Genomic DNA, 17,933 nt, shown 5'->3' on the forward strand with positions numbered 1-17,933 from the left:
GAAACTATCATTTTTGAAGTGCTACACTAGGTTCTAATTAGAAAGAAAGCGCTGATAGCTCAGCGCTTTTTTAGTTTTACTTATATAACCCAGTAATAGGGGGTTATAAACCCGCCACAGATTTATGTCCTGACTCTAGTTTCTCTATGCTTTTGATGAGCATATACAGGCAGGTTGTCAGCATGATGGCGCCAAGATAATAGAGTATGCCATTACTGCTCTGCGTTAGCTTAGTGGCTAAAAGAGGCCCTACAACTGAGCCTACGCTGTAGCTGAGTAACATGATCTCAGTCGCCGATACGATTTTAGTCATAGGCAGTGCATCGCAAGCAAGGGTAATCGCTATAGGGTAGAGAGCGAAGCTAGCTGCGCCTAAAACCAGATAACTGACTCCAATTAACAGCAGGGATTGAGATTCAAGTAAGCCCACAACCGCAAGTGTACCTAACAAACTGAACATGGCCATCAACAAGCTCTTGCTTACTCTTGTGGAGAGATAGCTCACCAAAGGCTGTATTAACATGCCTCCCAAGACGATAGAGGCCATTAAAACACCTGTGTATTGAGTCTGAGCTGCCTGAGCCGAAATATACGAAGGCATAAGTCCATAAATCGGGCCAAGCAGTAAGCCTGAAATTAAGCAGCCTATGATTGCCGGGCGGTTCAACTTCTTTATTTCGCTAACGCGCATCTTTTCTTGGGCTTTCTTTTCAGGCTGTCCCGATTTAATCAGTAGAGGCGGCAATACGGCCAACATCAACAAGCCAATCACATAGAGGAAAGGTGTTATCCCGTCGGTGCCTAATGGACTTATAGCCAATTGCCCCAGCGCACTACCACCATAGAGTGAGGTCATATATAGGCCTAAGCGTTTGGCTCTGGCTTTGGCGCTATCCGCCATTAATAGCCAGGATTCTACCACTACAAAGACCCCGGCCACTGCCATACCCGCGATAAATCTTGCCCCTAGCCAAACTGGCTCGATGGGCAGCAGTAACATAGTGATGATGCTGGCAATCAAGAGGCAGAGAAATACGATAAAAGCGACCCTGTGGCCAATTTTACTAATGACTTTCTCGACGCTGGTGGCGCCAATGAGTAATCCTAAATAGAAGATGCTAGCGAGCCAAGGGACTAAGGTGTGATCCAGTCCAAACGAAGTCAAAGACAGCGGGATCAGGCTCATTAAGAAGCCAGAGGCGACAGCAAAAAATGACAGACCCAGGACCGGAACTAAGGTGCTATTTTTTGAATCATGAACGGCGGTAGTATCCACCTTTATCTCCTAGTGAACAGAATTAACTTTTGGTTAAATGACTAAATCGGGAGACGGATTTTAGAACTTTTTATAGTGAAGTAAAGCGGAATTATTGTTGGCAAGATTAAATGTTTTTAATGCTAATTAAATGCATTTATATCAGTTTGTTAGTTTAATTTATTAGGGGGTAGTCGTGTTAAATTCTGAATAAGAAGATGGCTAGAAGTACTCTATTGGTTATTCCCGTCATAAAAATGTGTATAACGCAGGAAGTTATTTCGGAGGCTAACTATATTTACAGATGGTATTGGTTAAAAATGGAATGCGCTTTACGCAAGGCTTGTGATATTACTAGGGGTAACTTATAAAATCTGTTGTGATTTATACCTGAAAATGGCCTCAATATCGACTAAGCCTATGCAGACTCATATGCCAGATAAATTGAAATATAGTACGATTTCAGCCTGGGCCATCGCAGTATCCAGAGCCTTGAGTGCATCCGGTGTCGATGCTTACGCTGTATTTGACAATGCGGGCTTATGTCTCAATGAAGTCGAATCAGCCCCCGACTCCAGAATCGCCATTGAACGCATGACTCGGCTGTGGCATCTGGCCGAGCAGGCAACTGAGTCAGAGGCATTCGGCCTGACTGTGGGCCAGTATGCTTATCCCATGCATTTTCGCTCCCTTGGCTTGTTGATGATGACCTCGGTGACACTTGCACAAGCATTTGAAGCACTGCCAAATTATTCAGCCCTGGTGAGTAACTCTGCCAGCATCAAGTTGCAGAGAACCCCTGATCGCCTGGGTTTCACTATTACCCCATTGCCCGGAGTCGATATCAGTCCTATGTCGATAGATGCATTTTTTACTACCTTAGTGCATCACGGTGAACTGATTTTAGGTCATGGAAAGTTTGTATTGAGTGTTGAGTTGATGCGAGCCGAACCTAAAAATTTGAGTCCCTGGCAAAATTGTTTTTCCTGTCCTATCTCTTTCGATAAGCAAGAGAACTGTTTGTGGATGGACAGAAGCATGTTGGAGCAATCCACTGTCATGGGTAATCCAAAACTCGCGGCTCAAAATGAGACTAAAGTGAGGAATTACTTAGATAAGATGCAGGCCCTTAAGTGGCAGGAGAAAGCCAGCCAGGCGATTCATGCCATGTTGGTGTCGGGAGAGCCTAGGGCGCAGAAGGTCGCGCAAGTTTATAATATTAGCGAGCGAACCTTGAGGCGTAAGTTGAAGGAGGAAGGGACCAGTTTTCGAGACTTGCTGCAACAAAAGCGCAGGGAGCTGGCCTATCATTATTTGCTGAATACTGAACTTTCGATCACCTTGCTCTCAGATAAACTCGGTTATACCAGCTTAACCAATTTTTCCCGTGCTTTTCATCGCTGGCATGGCACAGGTCCAGCCGATTTTCGTCACCGAAGCAAGCCCTAGCCAAGCTCACCATTTTTAAATTCAACCCGAGCCAATATAAACACATGTTTATATTGGCCGAAAATGATAACCATTATGTTGTATTAGTGTAATAGGTTAGCTCTAGTTGTTAATGCCAGAGTGAGTACCCATGTTGAATAATCATAATAAAATGGATAACGGTCAGCGGCCTTTTCTCAAGCAGCTTGCCAAACATATTTCCAAGCAGAGCCTAAAGCAAGGTTTTCACCCTTTTGGAATTAGATTAAATCGAACCAAGCTTAGCCGTACATTGCTCTTATCCAGTGCCTTGTTGCTGCTAGCCTGTCAGCCTAAGGTTGGTGAGCGAGCAGGTATGGCTGCTACACCCGTTGCCCCTGATGTGGTGGATGCCTATGGTTTTACGCCCGCGACTCGCCATACTCTAGAGGCAAACTCTGTATTGCTGACTCAGCTGCCTTTTCAGGACAAGCAAGACTTCACCGATGCGAATCGAGGATTTATCGCTAAACTGCCGGATTTAAAGGTGGTCGACGCACAGGGGAAAAATATCTGGGACAGGCCCGCTTACGATTTTATTCAGGGGGATGCTCCGGCCAGCGTTAATCCGAGTCTATGGCGACAGGCGAGTCTGAATAACATTCATGGTTTATTTGAAGTGACTCCTGGGGTATATCAAGTCCGTGGCTTCGACTTGGCTAACATGACAGTGATCGCCGGAAAAACTGGCTGGATTATCGTTGACCCCCTGACCACGGTGGAAACGGCGAAGGCTGCACTGGCTTTCGTAAATAAGCAGCTAGGCAAGAAGCCTGTCTCAGGCATTATTTTCACCCATAGCCATATGGATCATTTTGGTGGGGCTTTGGGCTTGCTGGATGATTCGGAACTTACTGTTATAGGGGATATAGACATAGTTGCACCAGGCGGTTTTATGCATGAGGCCACCAGCGAAAATGTCATGGCCGGGACAGCCATGAGCCGCCGCGCCATGTATATGTATGGCAAGCGATTACCCAGATCTCCCCGGGGTCATATAGATTCTGGGTTAGGTAAAGAGCCCGCATTCGGTACGTTCAGTATTCTGGCTCCAACCATCACAGTAGCAGCCGATGAGACTAAGATAATCGATGGCGTGAAGTTTGAGTTTCAGATCGTATCGGGCACAGAGGCCCCCTCTGAATTTACCTTCTACTTGCCTGAGCATCAGGCCTATTGCGGTGCGGAGCTTGTCTCTAAGACCATGCATAACCTCTATACCTTACGGGGCGCTAAGGTCAGGGACGCACTCGAGTGGAGCCGTTCAATTGATGAGGCGCTCACAAACCAGAAAGAGGCCAAGGTCTACTTTGGCAGTCATCATTGGCCTATATGGGGCGAGGATGCCATAGCCGATTTCTTAGGTAAGCAGAGAGACACCTATAAATACATCCACGATCAATCTGTGCGCATGCTCAACCAGGGTCTGACTCCGGCTGAAATAGCCGAAGAGATTGAGATGCCACCTTCTCTGGCGAATACCTTCGCCAGTCGGGGTATTACGGTACCGCTAAGCATAATGCTAAGGCGGTCTATCAGGCATACCTTGGCTGGTATGATGCTAATCCGGCTAACTTAGATCCTTTGCCTGACTCTCAATCGGCGCATAAATATGTTGAATTGATGGGAGGCGCCGATGCCGTGTTAATTCATGGCAAGACAGCCTTCGCAGCCGGAGAATATCGTTGGGCCGCCGAGCTGCTCAATCGTCTGGTCTTTGCTGATGGGGCTAATACATCGGCTAAAGAATTACTGGCCAAGAGCTACGATCAACTTGGTTATCAGGCCGAGTCTGCCGCCTGGCGTGATGTGTACCTATCAGCTGCATTTGAATTACGCCACGGCGCTCCGGATAAGGGCATAGACCTGGTCTCTATGAAGCAGATATTGCTGCGCTCGCCGATAGAGAACTTCCTGCAATCTATGGCATCGCGTGTGATCGGCCCCGAGGCATTCGGTAAACATTATTTGCTCAACATAAACTTCATCGATCTCGGTGAAAACTATGTATTGGAGCTGAACAATTCGGTGCTACATCATAAACGAGGGGATAAGAATCCCGATGCCGATGCGACGTTAAATATCAGTCACGAGCTCTTCATCGATTTGATCATAGGTAATGCCGGGGCATCGGATCTCATGTTCTCCGATGATCTCAATATTGAGGGTAGCAAGTTGGATCTGGTGAGTTTCTTTAGGCTACTAGATAAGCCTAAGGGCGTGTTCGATATCGTTACACCTTAAATTAGGCCAAGCAGTTCCTAGGTTCAACTAGGAACTGCTTCTATCTGACTGCTAACCGCTTATCATTTACCACTCTTTTCATAGTTTGAGCCTCGCAGAGTAAATACGATTGACATATTTAGCATAAAAACGCTTAATGATATTAATTGTCATTCTCATCAAGTGGTTTGTATGTGCCAATGTTTTCCACAGTTCGATAGTCAAGATCCTGCGATCAATGTGCTTCGTCATAAGATACGCCACGGCGAAGAGGTCGATAATCCTAGCCTGGTGTTGATCTGGTTTTCCATGGAGTTAGCCCTTATGGGAGCCTGTAAACATGCTGCCTGGTCCCTCCATGTGGCAGAGTATCGATTATTGCTCGATACTTTAGCTGATGACATGCTCGAAGGACATTGGCGGTTGTGGTGTTTAGACAATATCTATAAGCCCTTAAGTGCTTTGTCGAGACTCGTGGATAGTGACTCTCAAAAGCAGGAACTCGAGAAGCTGTTCTATGAACTGAGAGTGACGAGCCAGTTTTTCAAATCTGGTTTAGCGCACTGAATTTGATTACTTAGTTCGCTAAGAAAGGACATTGGTTAGTTTATGGGTGTCTGGATAACATCTATAAGCCGCTTAGTGCACTTTCTAGGTTGATGTTCAGAAGCAGGAACTTGAGAAGCTTTTCTATGAGCTGAGAGCCACTAGCCAGTTTTTCAAAGCAGGTTTGGCGCACTGATTGAATTAATTAGTAAGTAATAATGGAAAGGAAGATCATGACTACACGTATTGAAAGAGACAGCATGGGAGAGCTAGAGGTGCCAGCTTCGGCGCTATATGGAGCCCAAACACAACGAGCGGTGAATAACTTTCCCATCAGTGGCAAGAGAATGCCTGAGGCATTTATTCGTGCTTTACTTCTGGCTAAATCGGCTGCTGCTCAGGCTAATGCAAAGCTAGCCTTGCTGCCACAAGATATGGCTGATGGTATCTCAGATGCAGTGTCTCAACTACTCGATGATAAGGCCATGATGCAGCATTTTCCGGTTGATGTGTTTCAAACCGGCTCGGGTACTAGCTCGAACATGAATGCTAACGAGGTATTAGCCACTCTGGCGTCTAGAATTGCTAATCAAACAGTAGGTGCTAATGATCATGTTAATTATGGTCAGAGCAGTAACGATATCATCCCTTCCTGTATTCATATCAGTGCCGCCATGGAGCTGGAGAATCGTTTATTACCGGCACTGGAACATCTGTTGAAGGTGATTAAGCACAAAGCCGCTGAAGTCGATCATCATATCAAGACGGGTCGAACTCATCTTATGGATGCCATGCCTGTGCGTATGAGTCAGAGTCTGCTGAGTTGGGCGAGCCAAATAGAGCTAAATATTGACCTGATCGATGGGATTAAGCCGAGATTACAGAGCCTGGCTCAGGGAGGGACAGCTGTGGGCACCGGGATTAATGCCCATGCAGATTTTGCCGCGGAGTTTAACCATCAGCTCAGTGAGGCCACCGGCCTCACGTTTACTCCGGCGAGTAATTTTTTCAGCCATATTGGCACACAAGACATTGCAGTTTCATTGTCGGGACAGCTGAAAACTGTGGCCGTATCTATGATGAAGATAGCTAACGACCTACGTTGGATGAATTCGGGACCCTTAGCCGGGTTGGGGGAGATCGAGCTGCAAGCACTACAACCCGGATCATCTATCATGCCGGGCAAAGTCAATCCCGTGATCCCTGAGGCGGCCACTATGGTCGCGGCTCAGGTAATAGGTAACGATAGCGCGATTACAGTGGGTGGTCAGGCGGGTAATTTTGAATTAAATGTTATGTTGCCCATGATTGCCGATAACTTACTTTCGAGCATAAGCTTGCTGGCCAATGTCAGTTATCTATTGGCGGATAAGGCCATAGCGACATTCAAGGTTAACGAGGCGCAATTGCAGAAAGCCTTAGCTCGAAATCCCATTCTAGTGACCGCGCTAAATCCAATTATTGGCTATGCTAAGGCCGCTGAAATTGCTAAGAAGTCTTACAAAGAAGGTCGAGCCGTACTGGATGTCGCCGAGGAGGAAACCGACATTTCTCGTGAGGAGCTTGAGAAGCTTTTAGACCCAGCCAAACTCACCTTAGGTGGGCTTTAATCCCTTTAATTCAAAGAATAATGGGAGTAGATATCTAAGGGAGAGCTGGCTCTCCCTTCAGTGGGTTAATGCCAACCGGTATTGCTTAGGCATTTTTGGGGTTTGGCTTATCATCCCGCTGAAACTTGCTGCACATGTAGACGGTCAGTGAGATAAGGGCTGTGATGATTAGGTAGCGGTTAAACAGGAGCACAGAGAAAGGATCTTCACCTAAATTCTTTAATTCACTCACTAGCACTATCATGGAGAGGGCAAAGATAATCCAATATTGATGCTTGAGTTTGAGTGCCGATAATGGCACTGCACTGCAAGCCAGGTAAGCCAATAACCAGCCCAATATCGCGCCAAAGGCGATGTCTTCTGGCCAGTGTGCTCCCACCGCAATACGAGAAATCCCCACCGCAACTGCCAGTATCAATACGCTTAGTTTACACCATAGTTTGTCGGCTAATAGCCAGATGATTCCGGCTAATGCGAAGGCTGTCGTTGTGTGTCCCGATGGGAATGCATGCTCATAGCGAGCCTTGCCTATTATATTGATGACTTCGAGTACGGCAGCAGGCCTGGGGGCATCGAAATATTGTTTAAAAAAGTGCACGCATAATGCACAGAGCAGTGTGGTGACTAGGACTCGATATAGCCACTGGGGCTTATAAGTGAGACAAATTAAGATTAAGGCTCCGGCGGTAATGCCGTCGCCTAGGTCGGTCACACTGAGTAGTAACCAGCTAGGTAGGCTAGCGCCAAGTTCATTGAACCAGTTGAAGGTCTCTAAATTAGTTTGCGTATTCAAGGTGAGAATATGGAAGACAAATAACAGCAGTAAAACTGATAGGAAGCTGCTGTTAATCCCTGAGTCTAGTGGCTGCTTTACAGCCACTATTCGACTGAGTTCGAGGGTCGGTAACATAAACTGATACTCTTATTTTTAGTATTTTTAGTTTAAAGCGACAGGTTCGACCGGACTCTTGCGAGAAATGTAGGCCTGAAGCAAATTGTTAACATAGACATGGAATTATCTGTCATATGTTGAAATCCGTTTCAGTCATTGAACGTTTTGTTTTAAAAATGATCTTTTAAAACGACCTCATATTCAAACACTGAGGATGCAATGTCAATGAAGTTAATGTATCGCGAACGTTACATTTGTGGAGTGAAGGGCGAGAAGCTCCAGCGTTTGAGTTAAATGCCAAAGTTAATATTTATTAAGGCGAAAACAGGCGGAGAAAATATAGAGTATGTCGTATTGTTAGCTTATGTCACTAGTGCAATGAATTCTATTTTTACACTAGTGACTAGAAAAGATTAAGACTGTTAACTTATGACCAGAGAGACCATCTTAAGTGGGTGATTACCATCAAATGACGGGAAGTCATGATGACACTCTAGCCAGGTATGCCTGGTAACTAAGCGGCCCTGCTTTTCGACACAGCGAACCAGAGCATTGAACCAGGCTTCTCTTTCAACTTTAGCCACATTGTTACAGCAGACTATGGTGCCGCCCGATTTCGTTGTCAGTAGCGCAGGCTTAAACAGGCTCTGGTAGTCATTGATAAGATCGACAGTACCGAAAGGGCTCTTGGCGAATCTAGGTGGGTCGAGAAACACCAGATCAAATTGAGTCATCGGCAATTTAGGGTATTTAGGTAGCTTCTGGTTACGACGTCCACCGACGTTAAGTCCGGCTAGCTGGCGCAGCGCCGGGAAGGCATCACTCTGAACAAACTCACACACATCGCTGACATCATTGAGCTCGGCATTCTTTTTACCTGCAGTTAATGCAAACGATGAGAAATCCACATTCATCACGCGAGTGGCTCCGCCTACCGCGGCAGCAGTGCCTATGCCGCAGGTATATGAAAACAGGTTGAGTACGGTTTTATTCAGGCTGTTTGCCTTGACGAATTCACGACCCGCTCGCATATCCAGAAACAGCAAGGGATCTTGCCCCTCATGTCTGAGCTTAGAGGTGAACTTGATGCCATTCTCATGTATGACCTGATCTAGGTCAGCAAAGTCTTGGCTAATGACATCTAGCTGATTCATCACGCGTGAATTTTTATCGGAGCGGTCGTTGTAGGTAATGGGCAGGTCTTCGATTCGAGTCAGGGAGTCACTAATCTCTTTGAGCTCATCTGCATTCAATGTCTGATGAAAGCTTTGAATTAACCAGGCTTCGCCGTATCTATCTATGTTCAAGCCATTTATACCTTCGACGGTGCCATGAAATACCCGATAACAATCTGTGTTGTTTATTTTAGCTTGGGTAAGCAAGTCTTGACGCTTTTTTAGAGCTGTGGCTAATAATTCGGAGATAGACATGGTAAATAACTCGTTTAAATGGCTAATATTGATACTAGGTAGTCGTTGCCGCGCAATGATAGCAAAATTGAACGCCAAAATCGGCGTTAGACATGATAAAAGGTGAGATGTACAGGCCTATGACCACAACACAGAGAAAGCCAAAACTGGTTTTAGTGCATGGTATTTTCAATACGGGATCTGTGATGAACTGGATGAGGAGACAATTTGAGTCTCAGGGATTCGAGTGCTTCACTCCAACGCTAAAGCCGTTTGATGGAAGTCATGGCGTCGAGTATGCCGCCAATAACCTAAAGGAGCAGATAGATAATCGATACGGTGAGAATCAAACTTTAGTGCTTATCGGCTTCAGTATGGGGGGAATAGTCGCTAGATATTACCTGCAGCATCTCGAAGGATGTTCACGATCTAGCCATTTATTTACCATCTCTACTCCCCATAGTGGCAGCTACATGGCCTATCTCCCTTACCCATCGAAAGCGATGAAACAGCTTAGGCCCGATAGTGAGCTGCTCAAGTCCTTAGATGAATCTACAGACCGGCTCGATGGGCTTAAGCTCTATTCCTACAGAACATCTATCGACTACACGATAGTGCCGAGTACCAGTTCACATTGGGAGTTGGCTGAGAATAAGAAATTCTTCGTCGCTTTGCATCTTTCTATGGTCTTCAGCAGTAAGATCACTAACGAAATTCTCGCTAGATTGAATGAGTAACTGTGTTCCTAGCTTCCTAGCTTCAAGTTAGTTCGTTTCTGTCTCAGTGCTGGTAAGGCTTCGAGTGTGCAGAGTAAAAGGCCCGTCCAGATCAAGGCGAAACTGATCGCTTTGACTTGATCGAAATACTCGTTAAACAGTATCACAGCGAGCAGAAAGTGCATGCTAGGCTCGATATATTGCATCAGGCCTATCATAGACAAGCTGGTACGGCTGATGGCAAGGGCAAAAAAGATAAGCGGCATTAAGGTGATAGGTGCTGCGCCCATGTAGAGCAGCAGTTGTGACCAGGTATCTGTGTCAGAGATTGAGAACTGAGCCAGAGCCATGCTCTGATCTGTGATCCCTAGCCAAAAGAGATAACTTAGGGCGAAAGGCATCAAGAGGGCTGACTCCAGAGTTACCGAAGTTAACGAATCGAAACGGATAAATTTCTTACATAAACCATAGAGAGCGAAGCATCCTCCCATAAGCAGAGAACTCCAGGGCAGCTCTCCATAGCTGTATACCATGTAGCCGATACCACAGCTTCCTAAAATGACGGCTAGGCTCTGAGCTCTGGACAGCTTATCCCCTAGAAACATTACGCCGAGGGCGATAGCGAACAAGGGATTGATGAAAAATCCTAAGCTAGCGGCTAGCACCTGCCCATGGGTGATAGCCCAGGTAAAGTTATACCAAGATACACACATGATCACTGCCGCGAGTCCGCATAGTGCTACCGAACGCTTGTCGGCCTTGAGTGCCGCCAAAGAGGGGAGTTTCTTACCCATGACAAGAATAACCAGCAGCATAAAGGGCACCGAGAATGTGATCCTAAAGGCTTGTAGTTCATTGGTATCGGCCCCAGGTAACATCTGAAAATACAGTGGCATCAAGCCCCAAAGCAAGAAAGCGAAAGCGGCAAGGGCATTACCCTGAAATGTGGTACGGCTAGTGTGTGGCATTTTACATAATCCAAAAATGACAGAGGACGATAAGAAAAATATGCTTATGGAATGCTATCGGATGAGCAAGTGATATTTGGTATATAGAGGTGGCCGATACTATCAATACGCTTGGATATATCAAGGAAAATTTTTTGTCTCGATGACAGTAAATTAAGGTAGGCCCCTATCGCTAGGTCGAAGGTTCGGCCTAGCGATAGGGGCTAGATTAATTACGACTCATCCCCCTATATCTGAGCCTCTATCCATTGCTCTACATCTGACTGAACCACTGACATAGGTCTGGCGCCTGGCAGTAAGATGAGATCATGGAAGGCACGGATATCAAACTTGTCCCCAAGAGTCTGTTGCGCTTTGGCTCTGAGCTTGACTAGCTTCAACATGCCAAGCTTGTAGCCTAGGGCTTGACCCGGCCAGGCGATATAGCGGTCGATGGCAGAAGTCACCTCTTTTTGGGTGGACCCTGTCGCCTCGGCAAAATATTCTATGGCCTGCTGGCGAGTCCACTTTTTATGATGAAGTCCGGTATCGACTACGAGTCTCGCGGCGCGATAAGCCTCGGCTTTGAGACGGCCCAAGTTACCCCAAGGATCGTTTTCATACATGCCCATCTCAAAGGCAAGCAACTCAGAATAAAGGGCCCAGCCTTCGATATAGGCATTGAATGAAGCGTTCTGACGCATCAAGCCAATGTCAGTTTGTAACATGTTAAGGGCTATCTGAAAATGATGTCCCGGGACTGCTTCATGATAAGTGAGCGTCTTGAGACCGTATTTGGAGATAGAAGTCATATCTTTAAGGTTAATAAAGAAGACGCCGGGTCGACTAGCATCGAGCGCTGGTGGTATATAGGAGCCACCAGCAGCCCCAGCCTCAGTCTCAACAGGAACACGCTTAACGATCACCTCTTGTGGAGGCAAAGTCGAGAATAACTGCGGCGCCTTAGTCATCACCAGATCGATATCTTTGCTGAGATCCTTGAGCAATTGCTGACGGCCAGCATCTGAGTTCTCGTATAGGAAGCGTGGCTCAGTGCTGAGCTGGATCATGCGCTCGCCAACACTTTCCTTGTTATAGCCGTTAGCTTTTAAGATGCTGTCCATCTCGCTGGTGATGCGGTTAACTTCTTCGACGCCCAGTTGATGGATCTCGTCGGCACTCAAATCAGAGTCAGCCAGGTAGGTGATACCATGTTGGTAGAAAGACTCACCATTGGGCTGGGCCCAAATTCCCACGTCAGTCGGTGCTTTGCGCGCTAAGCTGGTCATCAGAGAGCTAACATCACGGTAAGCGGGATAAATCTTCTCATCGACGAGTTTACTGGCTTGTGCAATGAAAGCTTCTGTGTGCTCTGCATCAACTTTATCTGTGGCATTGAGCTTTTCTTGGAAGCTAGTGACCAGGCTGTGTTCAATAGCAGGTTGTGCCGTAAAGTTGGCGAGGAACTTAAGTGTGTTGGCAAATAGTGGCTTAGGAAGAATGACACCGTTAGCGGCATCGGCTTCCACTTTGGCCCTAACCTGATTAGTCATTTCAGCTAAGGCATTTAAGCGGCGCAGATAATCTTCAGCATCGCCTAAGTCTGAGATGGGTTGCTGATCGGTTAAGATGGCAGGAATGTCGATCAGTGGCCCATTAATTTGGTTGACGATGTAAGGCAGATGTCCGGCCCAGGTATCGATATAACCTGCGTTAAATTGAGCATCTCCGGCGTAGTAATTAGCGATTACTTGGTTAACGATTACGTGACGTTTGTCGTTATCGGATAGATTTTGGGTATCTATACTGGCTAGCTGTGATGCCGCGTGCAGCATTTTTTGTTGCAAGGTTTTCATGCCAGTCGGAGAGTAATCGGGGAGCCGGCGTTGAAAGTCTCCCGCCATGTCAGAACCGAGATTTAACGAGGTGGCTAATGCTGGCTGAGACTTGATGAAGTCTTGAGTGAACTGAGCCACTCTAGCGTCAATACTCGCTCGTTTATCTGTGTCGACCTTAGTTGTTTGTGCTATTTGGGCAGCGGTTACCGTCGTATTGTTTGCAGATTCAGTCCGTTCATTAGTGCATCCAAATAAGGCCACTAAAACACTTAGGCTGATAAGACTTTTACTAAACATGGATTACCCTTATTTATCACGTTTTTTATATTTTTGTGAACTATACCCTGATTTTTGGTGGTCGACATTGGTTAAAAAATATTGTGACATCCTCTGCAGTTGGCCAAGTGGGAATCTTGATATTTCACTGTTCGATGATAGTTATCATGCTCATAACGGCGCAATGAGTGAATCTGAGCATGTCTATATTCAGGTCAGTTTCAGCGAAAATTGTATCTAATTAGGCTCCTGCCCCATTAGTTTGTAACATCTGATTAACTGAACTTTCTTTTTTTTTCAGAGTCGATAGATTAAGTCCATAGGTTTTAGCGCGATTTGAAAGATTAAGTCAGGCGCTTATTGCGAGATTGGAGTTAGTTGCAAATGGAAAAAATCAGAAACGGTTCACCTTTTTTATCAATGCTTGCGGCGTCCCCCGTACATGCATTACCTGTATTGCTCTTGCCTATGCTGGCTCTGGCATCGGTTGGCGCTAATGCGGCTTCTCAAAATTCAGCTGTAACACTCGAGTCCCACAGCGTTGAAACCAGCTTCAAGCTGACTCATCCCATATTGCCGGCTAATTTGCTAGCGAATAGTGGCAAAGAGCTAGTTACCTTCGGAGTGGATGATTTCGGGCAGAAGTGGTTAGCCGTTTTTGCTTTCGATAAGGCGAAGGGCAAGTATACCGAGTCTTTAAAAGTTAAACTTCCTCGTGAGCTTGCCAGCTTCGATTTGACCCGACGTGATAACGAGGGCTCGTCAGCTAATGAAATGCAGCAATTGATGTTTTTATCGAGTAAGCATTTAATTAGATTCGTTCCCAGCGATAAGTTAAACCCCTTTCAAATTGTTGCCGATATCAACTCAATGTCGCTCAAGCATAGCCCCGACTACATTAGTGACAGTGATTTTATTCGTGATCTTAACGATGACGGCCTGGATGACATCATCATTAGCGACTTCGATCAGGTAGAGCTTTTTATCGCACAAACCGATGGCAGTTATCACAGACAGCCACTGCCGATTAAGCCTCAAGTCAGACTCTATAACGATGGTGTCCGCTACACTCAGTCAAAAATCTATAGTGCCGACATCAATCTCGATGGTAAACCGGATGTCGTCAAGATAGGGGAGGGGGAACTAGAGGTGTATAGACAAGAGGAGTCGGGACATTTCAATCCTATCGCTAAATACAGCTCGGTTCGTCTGGCTATCAGCGGTTTGGATTGGTGGAACAAGCGAGATGCTTTCGGTGAGCAGTTAGATCAGAGTGATTTGATTTACCGTAAAGTGGAGCAGCTCAAAGATATCAATAACGATGGCTTGACCGATATGGTGGTGCGTTACACCAAGAGCTCAGGTGTACTGGATAGGGTTAATGATTATGAGATTTATCTGGGTGAAAACATCAAGGGACAGCTGACGTTTCCGAAGAAGCCCAATAGCGTGATTCGAGCCGATGGCACCTTAACGGGGTTAGAATTTATCGATATCGACGGCGATAAAAAAGATGAGGTGTTGGTGGCGGGTTTCGACATCGGCTTATCGCAGATCATCGGCGCCTTGATTTCGGGCAGTATCGATCAGGATGTGTATCTATTTAAGATGGATGAAAATAGCCAGTTCTCCGATGATGCCAATATCAGTAAAGAGGTGGAGTTAAGCTTCAGCCTCACCTCGGGTCAAAGTGGCACCCCTGTGGTCAAGCTGGCGGATATTAATGGTGATGGGCTACAAGATCTGTTGTTGTCAGACGGGGATGATACCTTGCAGATTTTTCTAGGCAGTGACAGTGACAGGCTTTTTGTTAAGAGGAGTGAAAAAATCCGAGTTCAGCTGCCTCAAGACGGTGGCATGGTATCTAGCGAAGACCTCAATGGTGATGGTAAGGATGACCTGCTGATCAAGTACGGTCAGCAAGATGATGAATCACTACAAAGTAAATTTAAGGTGATTTTAGCTGGATAGAGATGTTACTACTTTATGATTTATTGAGCAGGGCAAGACTGAGCTAAGCCTGATTAACATTGAGAGTAAGGTTTCTTTTGTTCATTAACATATTCTCTTTCTCGCTAAAAAAACGGTGCCATTTTGGCGCCGTTTTTTTGTTCGTTTACTTTTGTATGCAATAACTTACAAAACTATAGGGAGCATTATTTTTAATTACCTAGCTTGACGTTTCTTGACCTTCTTTTGTTGTCGTAAGTAACAGCCATGTAAATGGCTATAACAAATTAATATCAAAGGGAGTGAGTTTTGAAGAAACAACTATTGGGATATGCTGTTCTATTTTCTGGTTTGCTTATCGGGACTACAGCTTGTAGTTCTGATGATGAAGAGAGTTCCACAGATGAGAGCTATATTCAGTTTTATAATGCATCGGCTAACAGCACTAGCTTAAGCTTGTCATTGGATGATTATCAGTACACGGCTGTGGAATACGCCAATGCCATGCCTAAATATGCTTATGTTACCGGGGAGGTTGAACTTGAAATTACTGGTGAAGATGAGATTGGTGAAGACTTGGTTAAATATCAGGAGACACTTAATCTAAATTATGGTGAGCATCATCTGTTTATGCTAGTGGGAGACTATCACTCGCCTGAGTTTTTGGATGTTAGCTATTTGACCACAGAGATGGATGAGCTGAATGACGATGAAGATGTAGATTATAGCAAGATGCAGGTTCTTGTGGCCCACACCGCTATGGATGCTGGTGCTTACGATGTTTATATCGGGGTCGATGGACGAGAGTTCATTGATGCCACCCTTCTCGACAGTTTGAGCTACAAGGGAAGTACCTTAGGTGTGACCTTAGATACTGGAGATTACGTTATCTATCTGACGGGCACTGGCTCGTTAGAGCCTGTTTATACTACGGCATCACTCTCGTTAACTGCTGAAACTGTCTACAAACTCATTATTAGGGACAGTTTTGGGCCGGGGACTCCTAATATCACCATAGACAATGTGGATTCGACTTCGGGAGCTGATAACCATGCCAATATCGACGCAGCAGCCGAGTTTCGTCTGTTTAATGGTTTGAAGGAACAGGGAACGGTAGAGGTTCTGGTTACGAACAATGGCAATGATATAGCGATAAAGGACATCGAACTTGGTCAGAGTACAGAGTTTCAATTGGTTGATTTCGATGACTATGGCGTGACGATAATTCAGGTTGAATCTCAAGCGGTGCTAGCAAATAACCTCTTGGTGACATTTAACCAAGATGAGACCAAGTCCATGTTGTTGTACCAAGATGCAGACGAGAAAATCAAAGGGTTAACCTTATTACATGACTTGAGACCCAGAGCCTATGAGAGTGAGGTAAGCTTCGCTAATCTTGCTCATGAATATGATGATCTCAATATCTATTTTGTGTCTCAAAGTGAAACGATCGAGTCGGCAGAGTATTACATTGAAGGGATAGATTTTACCGAAATTAAATCACTGGACTTAGCCACAGGTGATTATGAGGTGAGCGTGGTGTATGAAGATGATAATGGCGATTTGACCTTGTTGTATCAGTCTGAGAACTTCGGTTTCGAAGCGAGTCAATATACCTTAGTATTGTATGCCGATGACACGCAACCCTTAGGCTTTAAGTTGGCTATTCATTGAATAGAGTCATAGTCATCAACAGCTAACTTAATCGATAAAGAGTACTTATGCTTCTAAAAGTACTCTTTTAACTTCTTCCTTGTTTGCGCATTACATTTAGCATCAGCGGGCTGGCTAGAAGGTCTGCTCTTGGAAGATAAAATGAAATATAGCTATAGCGTTTTCCTAGATATTTAGCGCCATCGAGTCGCTCCTTAAGTACCTCTCCTTGCCCAACACGTTTGCCGGACAAAAAATCCATTAACTTGATGCCAATATCACTGCGGGCCTTATAGCCCAATGACAAATTGAGTGGGTTTTCAAGTAAGGTAAATAACATGTGTAGCAAAGAGTCTTCGGCCACATGGCGTCCGCCGATATATGCACTTAACATATATAGGCAAGCAGGTTTGTCCTTCTCGATGAGATCGTCAGTGCTTAGTTGGGTTTCTTGCATCTTACCGCTGAGTAGAGCGGATAATGTGTCTTCATCGATGCGTATATAAAGGGAGTGTCCCATTAAAATGTCATCTATCTGGTAGAAGATCACTTCGGTAGAAGGAAATAAAACCAGTTGAGCTAAAGACTCCGCATCCCAAGATTCTCGCTGCCTAGTTAAATTATTGTGGGCATTACATACCCAGCGTAATTTTTGTAATAGATTATCGCTCCGCTTATTTAATTTTTCAAAGTTAAGTTCATCTTGAGGAATATAAGGATGGGCACCCATGACGTGATTGTAATTCGTTTGCTGCTCTAACATCTGTTGAAATGCTGACATGGAGGGCAGTTGTTTCAACTCAAAATCAGGATTAGCGAGTAACAAGTGTGGTTCATCGCCAAAAAACTCCATAAGTGCCACTTGTCTGCGAATATTGGGACTGACTCTGCCTCGTTCCCAACGGCTGATCGTGAGGGAGTCAAGTTCAGAAAATAGTGGGTCAAACTGCTGGAGTGCCAGTGCGAGCCCCTCTTGAGACAGATCTTGTTGAGTACGTTTCTGGAACAAGTATTCGTCTATGCCCTTGTATTGTCTCTGGTTCATTGTTCCTCTTTAAACCACAAGTTATACCAATCGGTATTAATTTCGTTAAGTCACAATCGATTAAATCTGAACGCTCGCTGACCCAACAGAGAGAAAACCTCTAGGC

The 17,933-nt window shown here is 45.4% G+C and carries 12 protein-coding genes and 1 pseudogene; 7 read left to right on the plus strand and 6 right to left on the minus strand.

The window, feature by feature from the left end:
• Positions 1-103 precede the first annotated feature (103 nt).
• Complete coding sequence (locus tag FM037_RS02600) at positions 104-1,276, minus strand: MFS transporter (RefSeq protein ID WP_144044719.1); 1,173 nt, start codon at positions 1,274-1,276, stop codon at positions 104-106.
• A gap of 411 nt (positions 1,277-1,687) precedes the next feature.
• On the opposite strand from FM037_RS02600, the gene FM037_RS02605 reads away from it, so the two are divergent.
• The 4 genes and pseudogenes from FM037_RS02605 to FM037_RS02620 all read left to right on the plus strand — a co-directional run bounded on the left by FM037_RS02605 (position 1,688) and on the right by FM037_RS02620 (position 7,101).
• Positions 1,688-2,704, plus strand: a complete 1,017-nt coding sequence (locus FM037_RS02605; protein WP_144044720.1) for an AraC family transcriptional regulator — start codon at positions 1,688-1,690, stop codon at positions 2,702-2,704.
• A gap of 334 nt (positions 2,705-3,038) precedes the next feature.
• A pseudogene (locus tag FM037_RS30515) lies at positions 3,039-4,966 on the plus strand (alkyl/aryl-sulfatase).
• A gap of 171 nt (positions 4,967-5,137) precedes the next feature.
• Positions 5,138-5,512, plus strand: a complete 375-nt coding sequence (locus FM037_RS02615; protein WP_144044721.1) for a hypothetical protein — start codon at positions 5,138-5,140, stop codon at positions 5,510-5,512.
• A gap of 212 nt (positions 5,513-5,724) precedes the next feature.
• Positions 5,725-7,101 (plus strand): class II fumarate hydratase, encoded by a 1,377-nt coding sequence (locus tag FM037_RS02620; RefSeq protein WP_144044722.1) that lies wholly within the window; start codon positions 5,725-5,727, stop codon positions 7,099-7,101.
• Positions 7,102-7,186: 85 nt separating this feature from the next.
• On the opposite strand, the gene FM037_RS02625 is transcribed toward FM037_RS02620, so the two are convergent.
• Positions 7,187-8,011: a phosphatase PAP2 family protein gene (locus FM037_RS02625; RefSeq protein WP_144044723.1), complete on the minus strand. Its 825-nt coding sequence runs from the start codon at positions 8,009-8,011 to the stop codon at positions 7,187-7,189.
• A 404-nt stretch (positions 8,012-8,415) separates the two neighbouring features.
• On the minus strand, positions 8,416-9,423 hold the full coding sequence (locus FM037_RS02630) for a class I SAM-dependent rRNA methyltransferase (protein WP_144044724.1): 1,008 nt from the start codon (positions 9,421-9,423) through the stop codon (positions 8,416-8,418).
• 119 nt (positions 9,424-9,542) lie between these two features.
• Here FM037_RS02630 and FM037_RS02635 point away from each other — a divergent pair, with 119 nt between their 5' ends.
• Positions 9,543-10,139 carry a lipase family alpha/beta hydrolase gene (locus FM037_RS02635; RefSeq protein WP_144044725.1) on the plus strand — a complete coding sequence of 199 codons (597 nt, stop codon included), beginning with the start codon at positions 9,543-9,545 and terminating at the stop codon, positions 10,137-10,139.
• 8 nt (positions 10,140-10,147) lie between these two features.
• On the opposite strand, the gene rarD is transcribed toward FM037_RS02635, so the two are convergent.
• Positions 10,148-11,086 carry an EamA family transporter RarD gene (gene rarD / locus FM037_RS02640; protein ID WP_144044726.1) on the minus strand — a complete coding sequence of 313 codons (939 nt, stop codon included), beginning with the start codon at positions 11,084-11,086 and terminating at the stop codon, positions 10,148-10,150.
• A 227-nt stretch (positions 11,087-11,313) separates the two neighbouring features.
• Positions 11,314-13,200, minus strand: a complete 1,887-nt coding sequence (locus FM037_RS02645) for a DUF885 domain-containing protein (protein ID WP_144044727.1) — start codon at positions 13,198-13,200, stop codon at positions 11,314-11,316.
• 363 nt (positions 13,201-13,563) lie between these two features.
• Between FM037_RS02645 and FM037_RS02650 the strand changes: the two genes are divergently transcribed.
• Both FM037_RS02650 and FM037_RS02655 read left to right on the plus strand, forming a co-directional pair.
• Positions 13,564-15,150 carry an FG-GAP repeat domain-containing protein gene (locus FM037_RS02650; protein ID WP_144044728.1) on the plus strand — a complete coding sequence of 529 codons (1,587 nt, stop codon included), beginning with the start codon at positions 13,564-13,566 and terminating at the stop codon, positions 15,148-15,150.
• Between the two features lie 288 nt (positions 15,151-15,438).
• A complete protein-coding gene (locus tag FM037_RS02655; RefSeq protein ID WP_144044729.1) occupies positions 15,439-16,803 on the plus strand; it encodes a DUF4397 domain-containing protein in 1,365 nt (454 codons plus the stop codon).
• Between the two features lie 67 nt (positions 16,804-16,870).
• Here FM037_RS02655 and FM037_RS02660 read toward each other — a convergent pair whose 3' ends face one another.
• Complete coding sequence (locus tag FM037_RS02660) at positions 16,871-17,827, minus strand: helix-turn-helix domain-containing protein (protein WP_144044730.1); 957 nt, start codon at positions 17,825-17,827, stop codon at positions 16,871-16,873.
• Between the last annotated feature and the right edge of the window lie 106 nt (positions 17,828-17,933).

Origin of the sequence: Shewanella psychropiezotolerans (assembly GCF_007197555.1) — a bacterium.
Lineage (GTDB): Bacteria > Pseudomonadota > Gammaproteobacteria > Enterobacterales > Shewanellaceae > Shewanella > Shewanella psychropiezotolerans.

Coding starts and splice junctions, on each gene's coding strand:
- FM037_RS02605 (WP_144044720.1), top strand. CDS start 1,688: ATGCCAGATAAATTGAAATATAGTACGATTTCAGCCTGGGCCATCGCA.
- FM037_RS02615 (WP_144044721.1), top strand. CDS start 5,138: ATGTGCCAATGTTTTCCACAGTTCGATAGTCAAGATCCTGCGATCAAT.
- FM037_RS02620 (WP_144044722.1), top strand. CDS start 5,725: ATGACTACACGTATTGAAAGAGACAGCATGGGAGAGCTAGAGGTGCCA.
- FM037_RS02625 (WP_144044723.1), bottom strand. CDS start 8,011: ATGTTACCGACCCTCGAACTCAGTCGAATAGTGGCTGTAAAGCAGCCA.
- FM037_RS02630 (WP_144044724.1), bottom strand. CDS start 9,423: ATGTCTATCTCCGAATTATTAGCCACAGCTCTAAAAAAGCGTCAAGAC.
- FM037_RS02635 (WP_144044725.1), top strand. CDS start 9,543: ATGACCACAACACAGAGAAAGCCAAAACTGGTTTTAGTGCATGGTATT.
- rarD (WP_144044726.1), bottom strand. CDS start 11,086: ATGCCACACACTAGCCGTACCACATTTCAGGGTAATGCCCTTGCCGCT.
- FM037_RS02645 (WP_144044727.1), bottom strand. CDS start 13,200: ATGTTTAGTAAAAGTCTTATCAGCCTAAGTGTTTTAGTGGCCTTATTT.
- FM037_RS02650 (WP_144044728.1), top strand. CDS start 13,564: ATGGAAAAAATCAGAAACGGTTCACCTTTTTTATCAATGCTTGCGGCG.
- FM037_RS02660 (WP_144044730.1), bottom strand. CDS start 17,827: ATGAACCAGAGACAATACAAGGGCATAGACGAATACTTGTTCCAGAAA.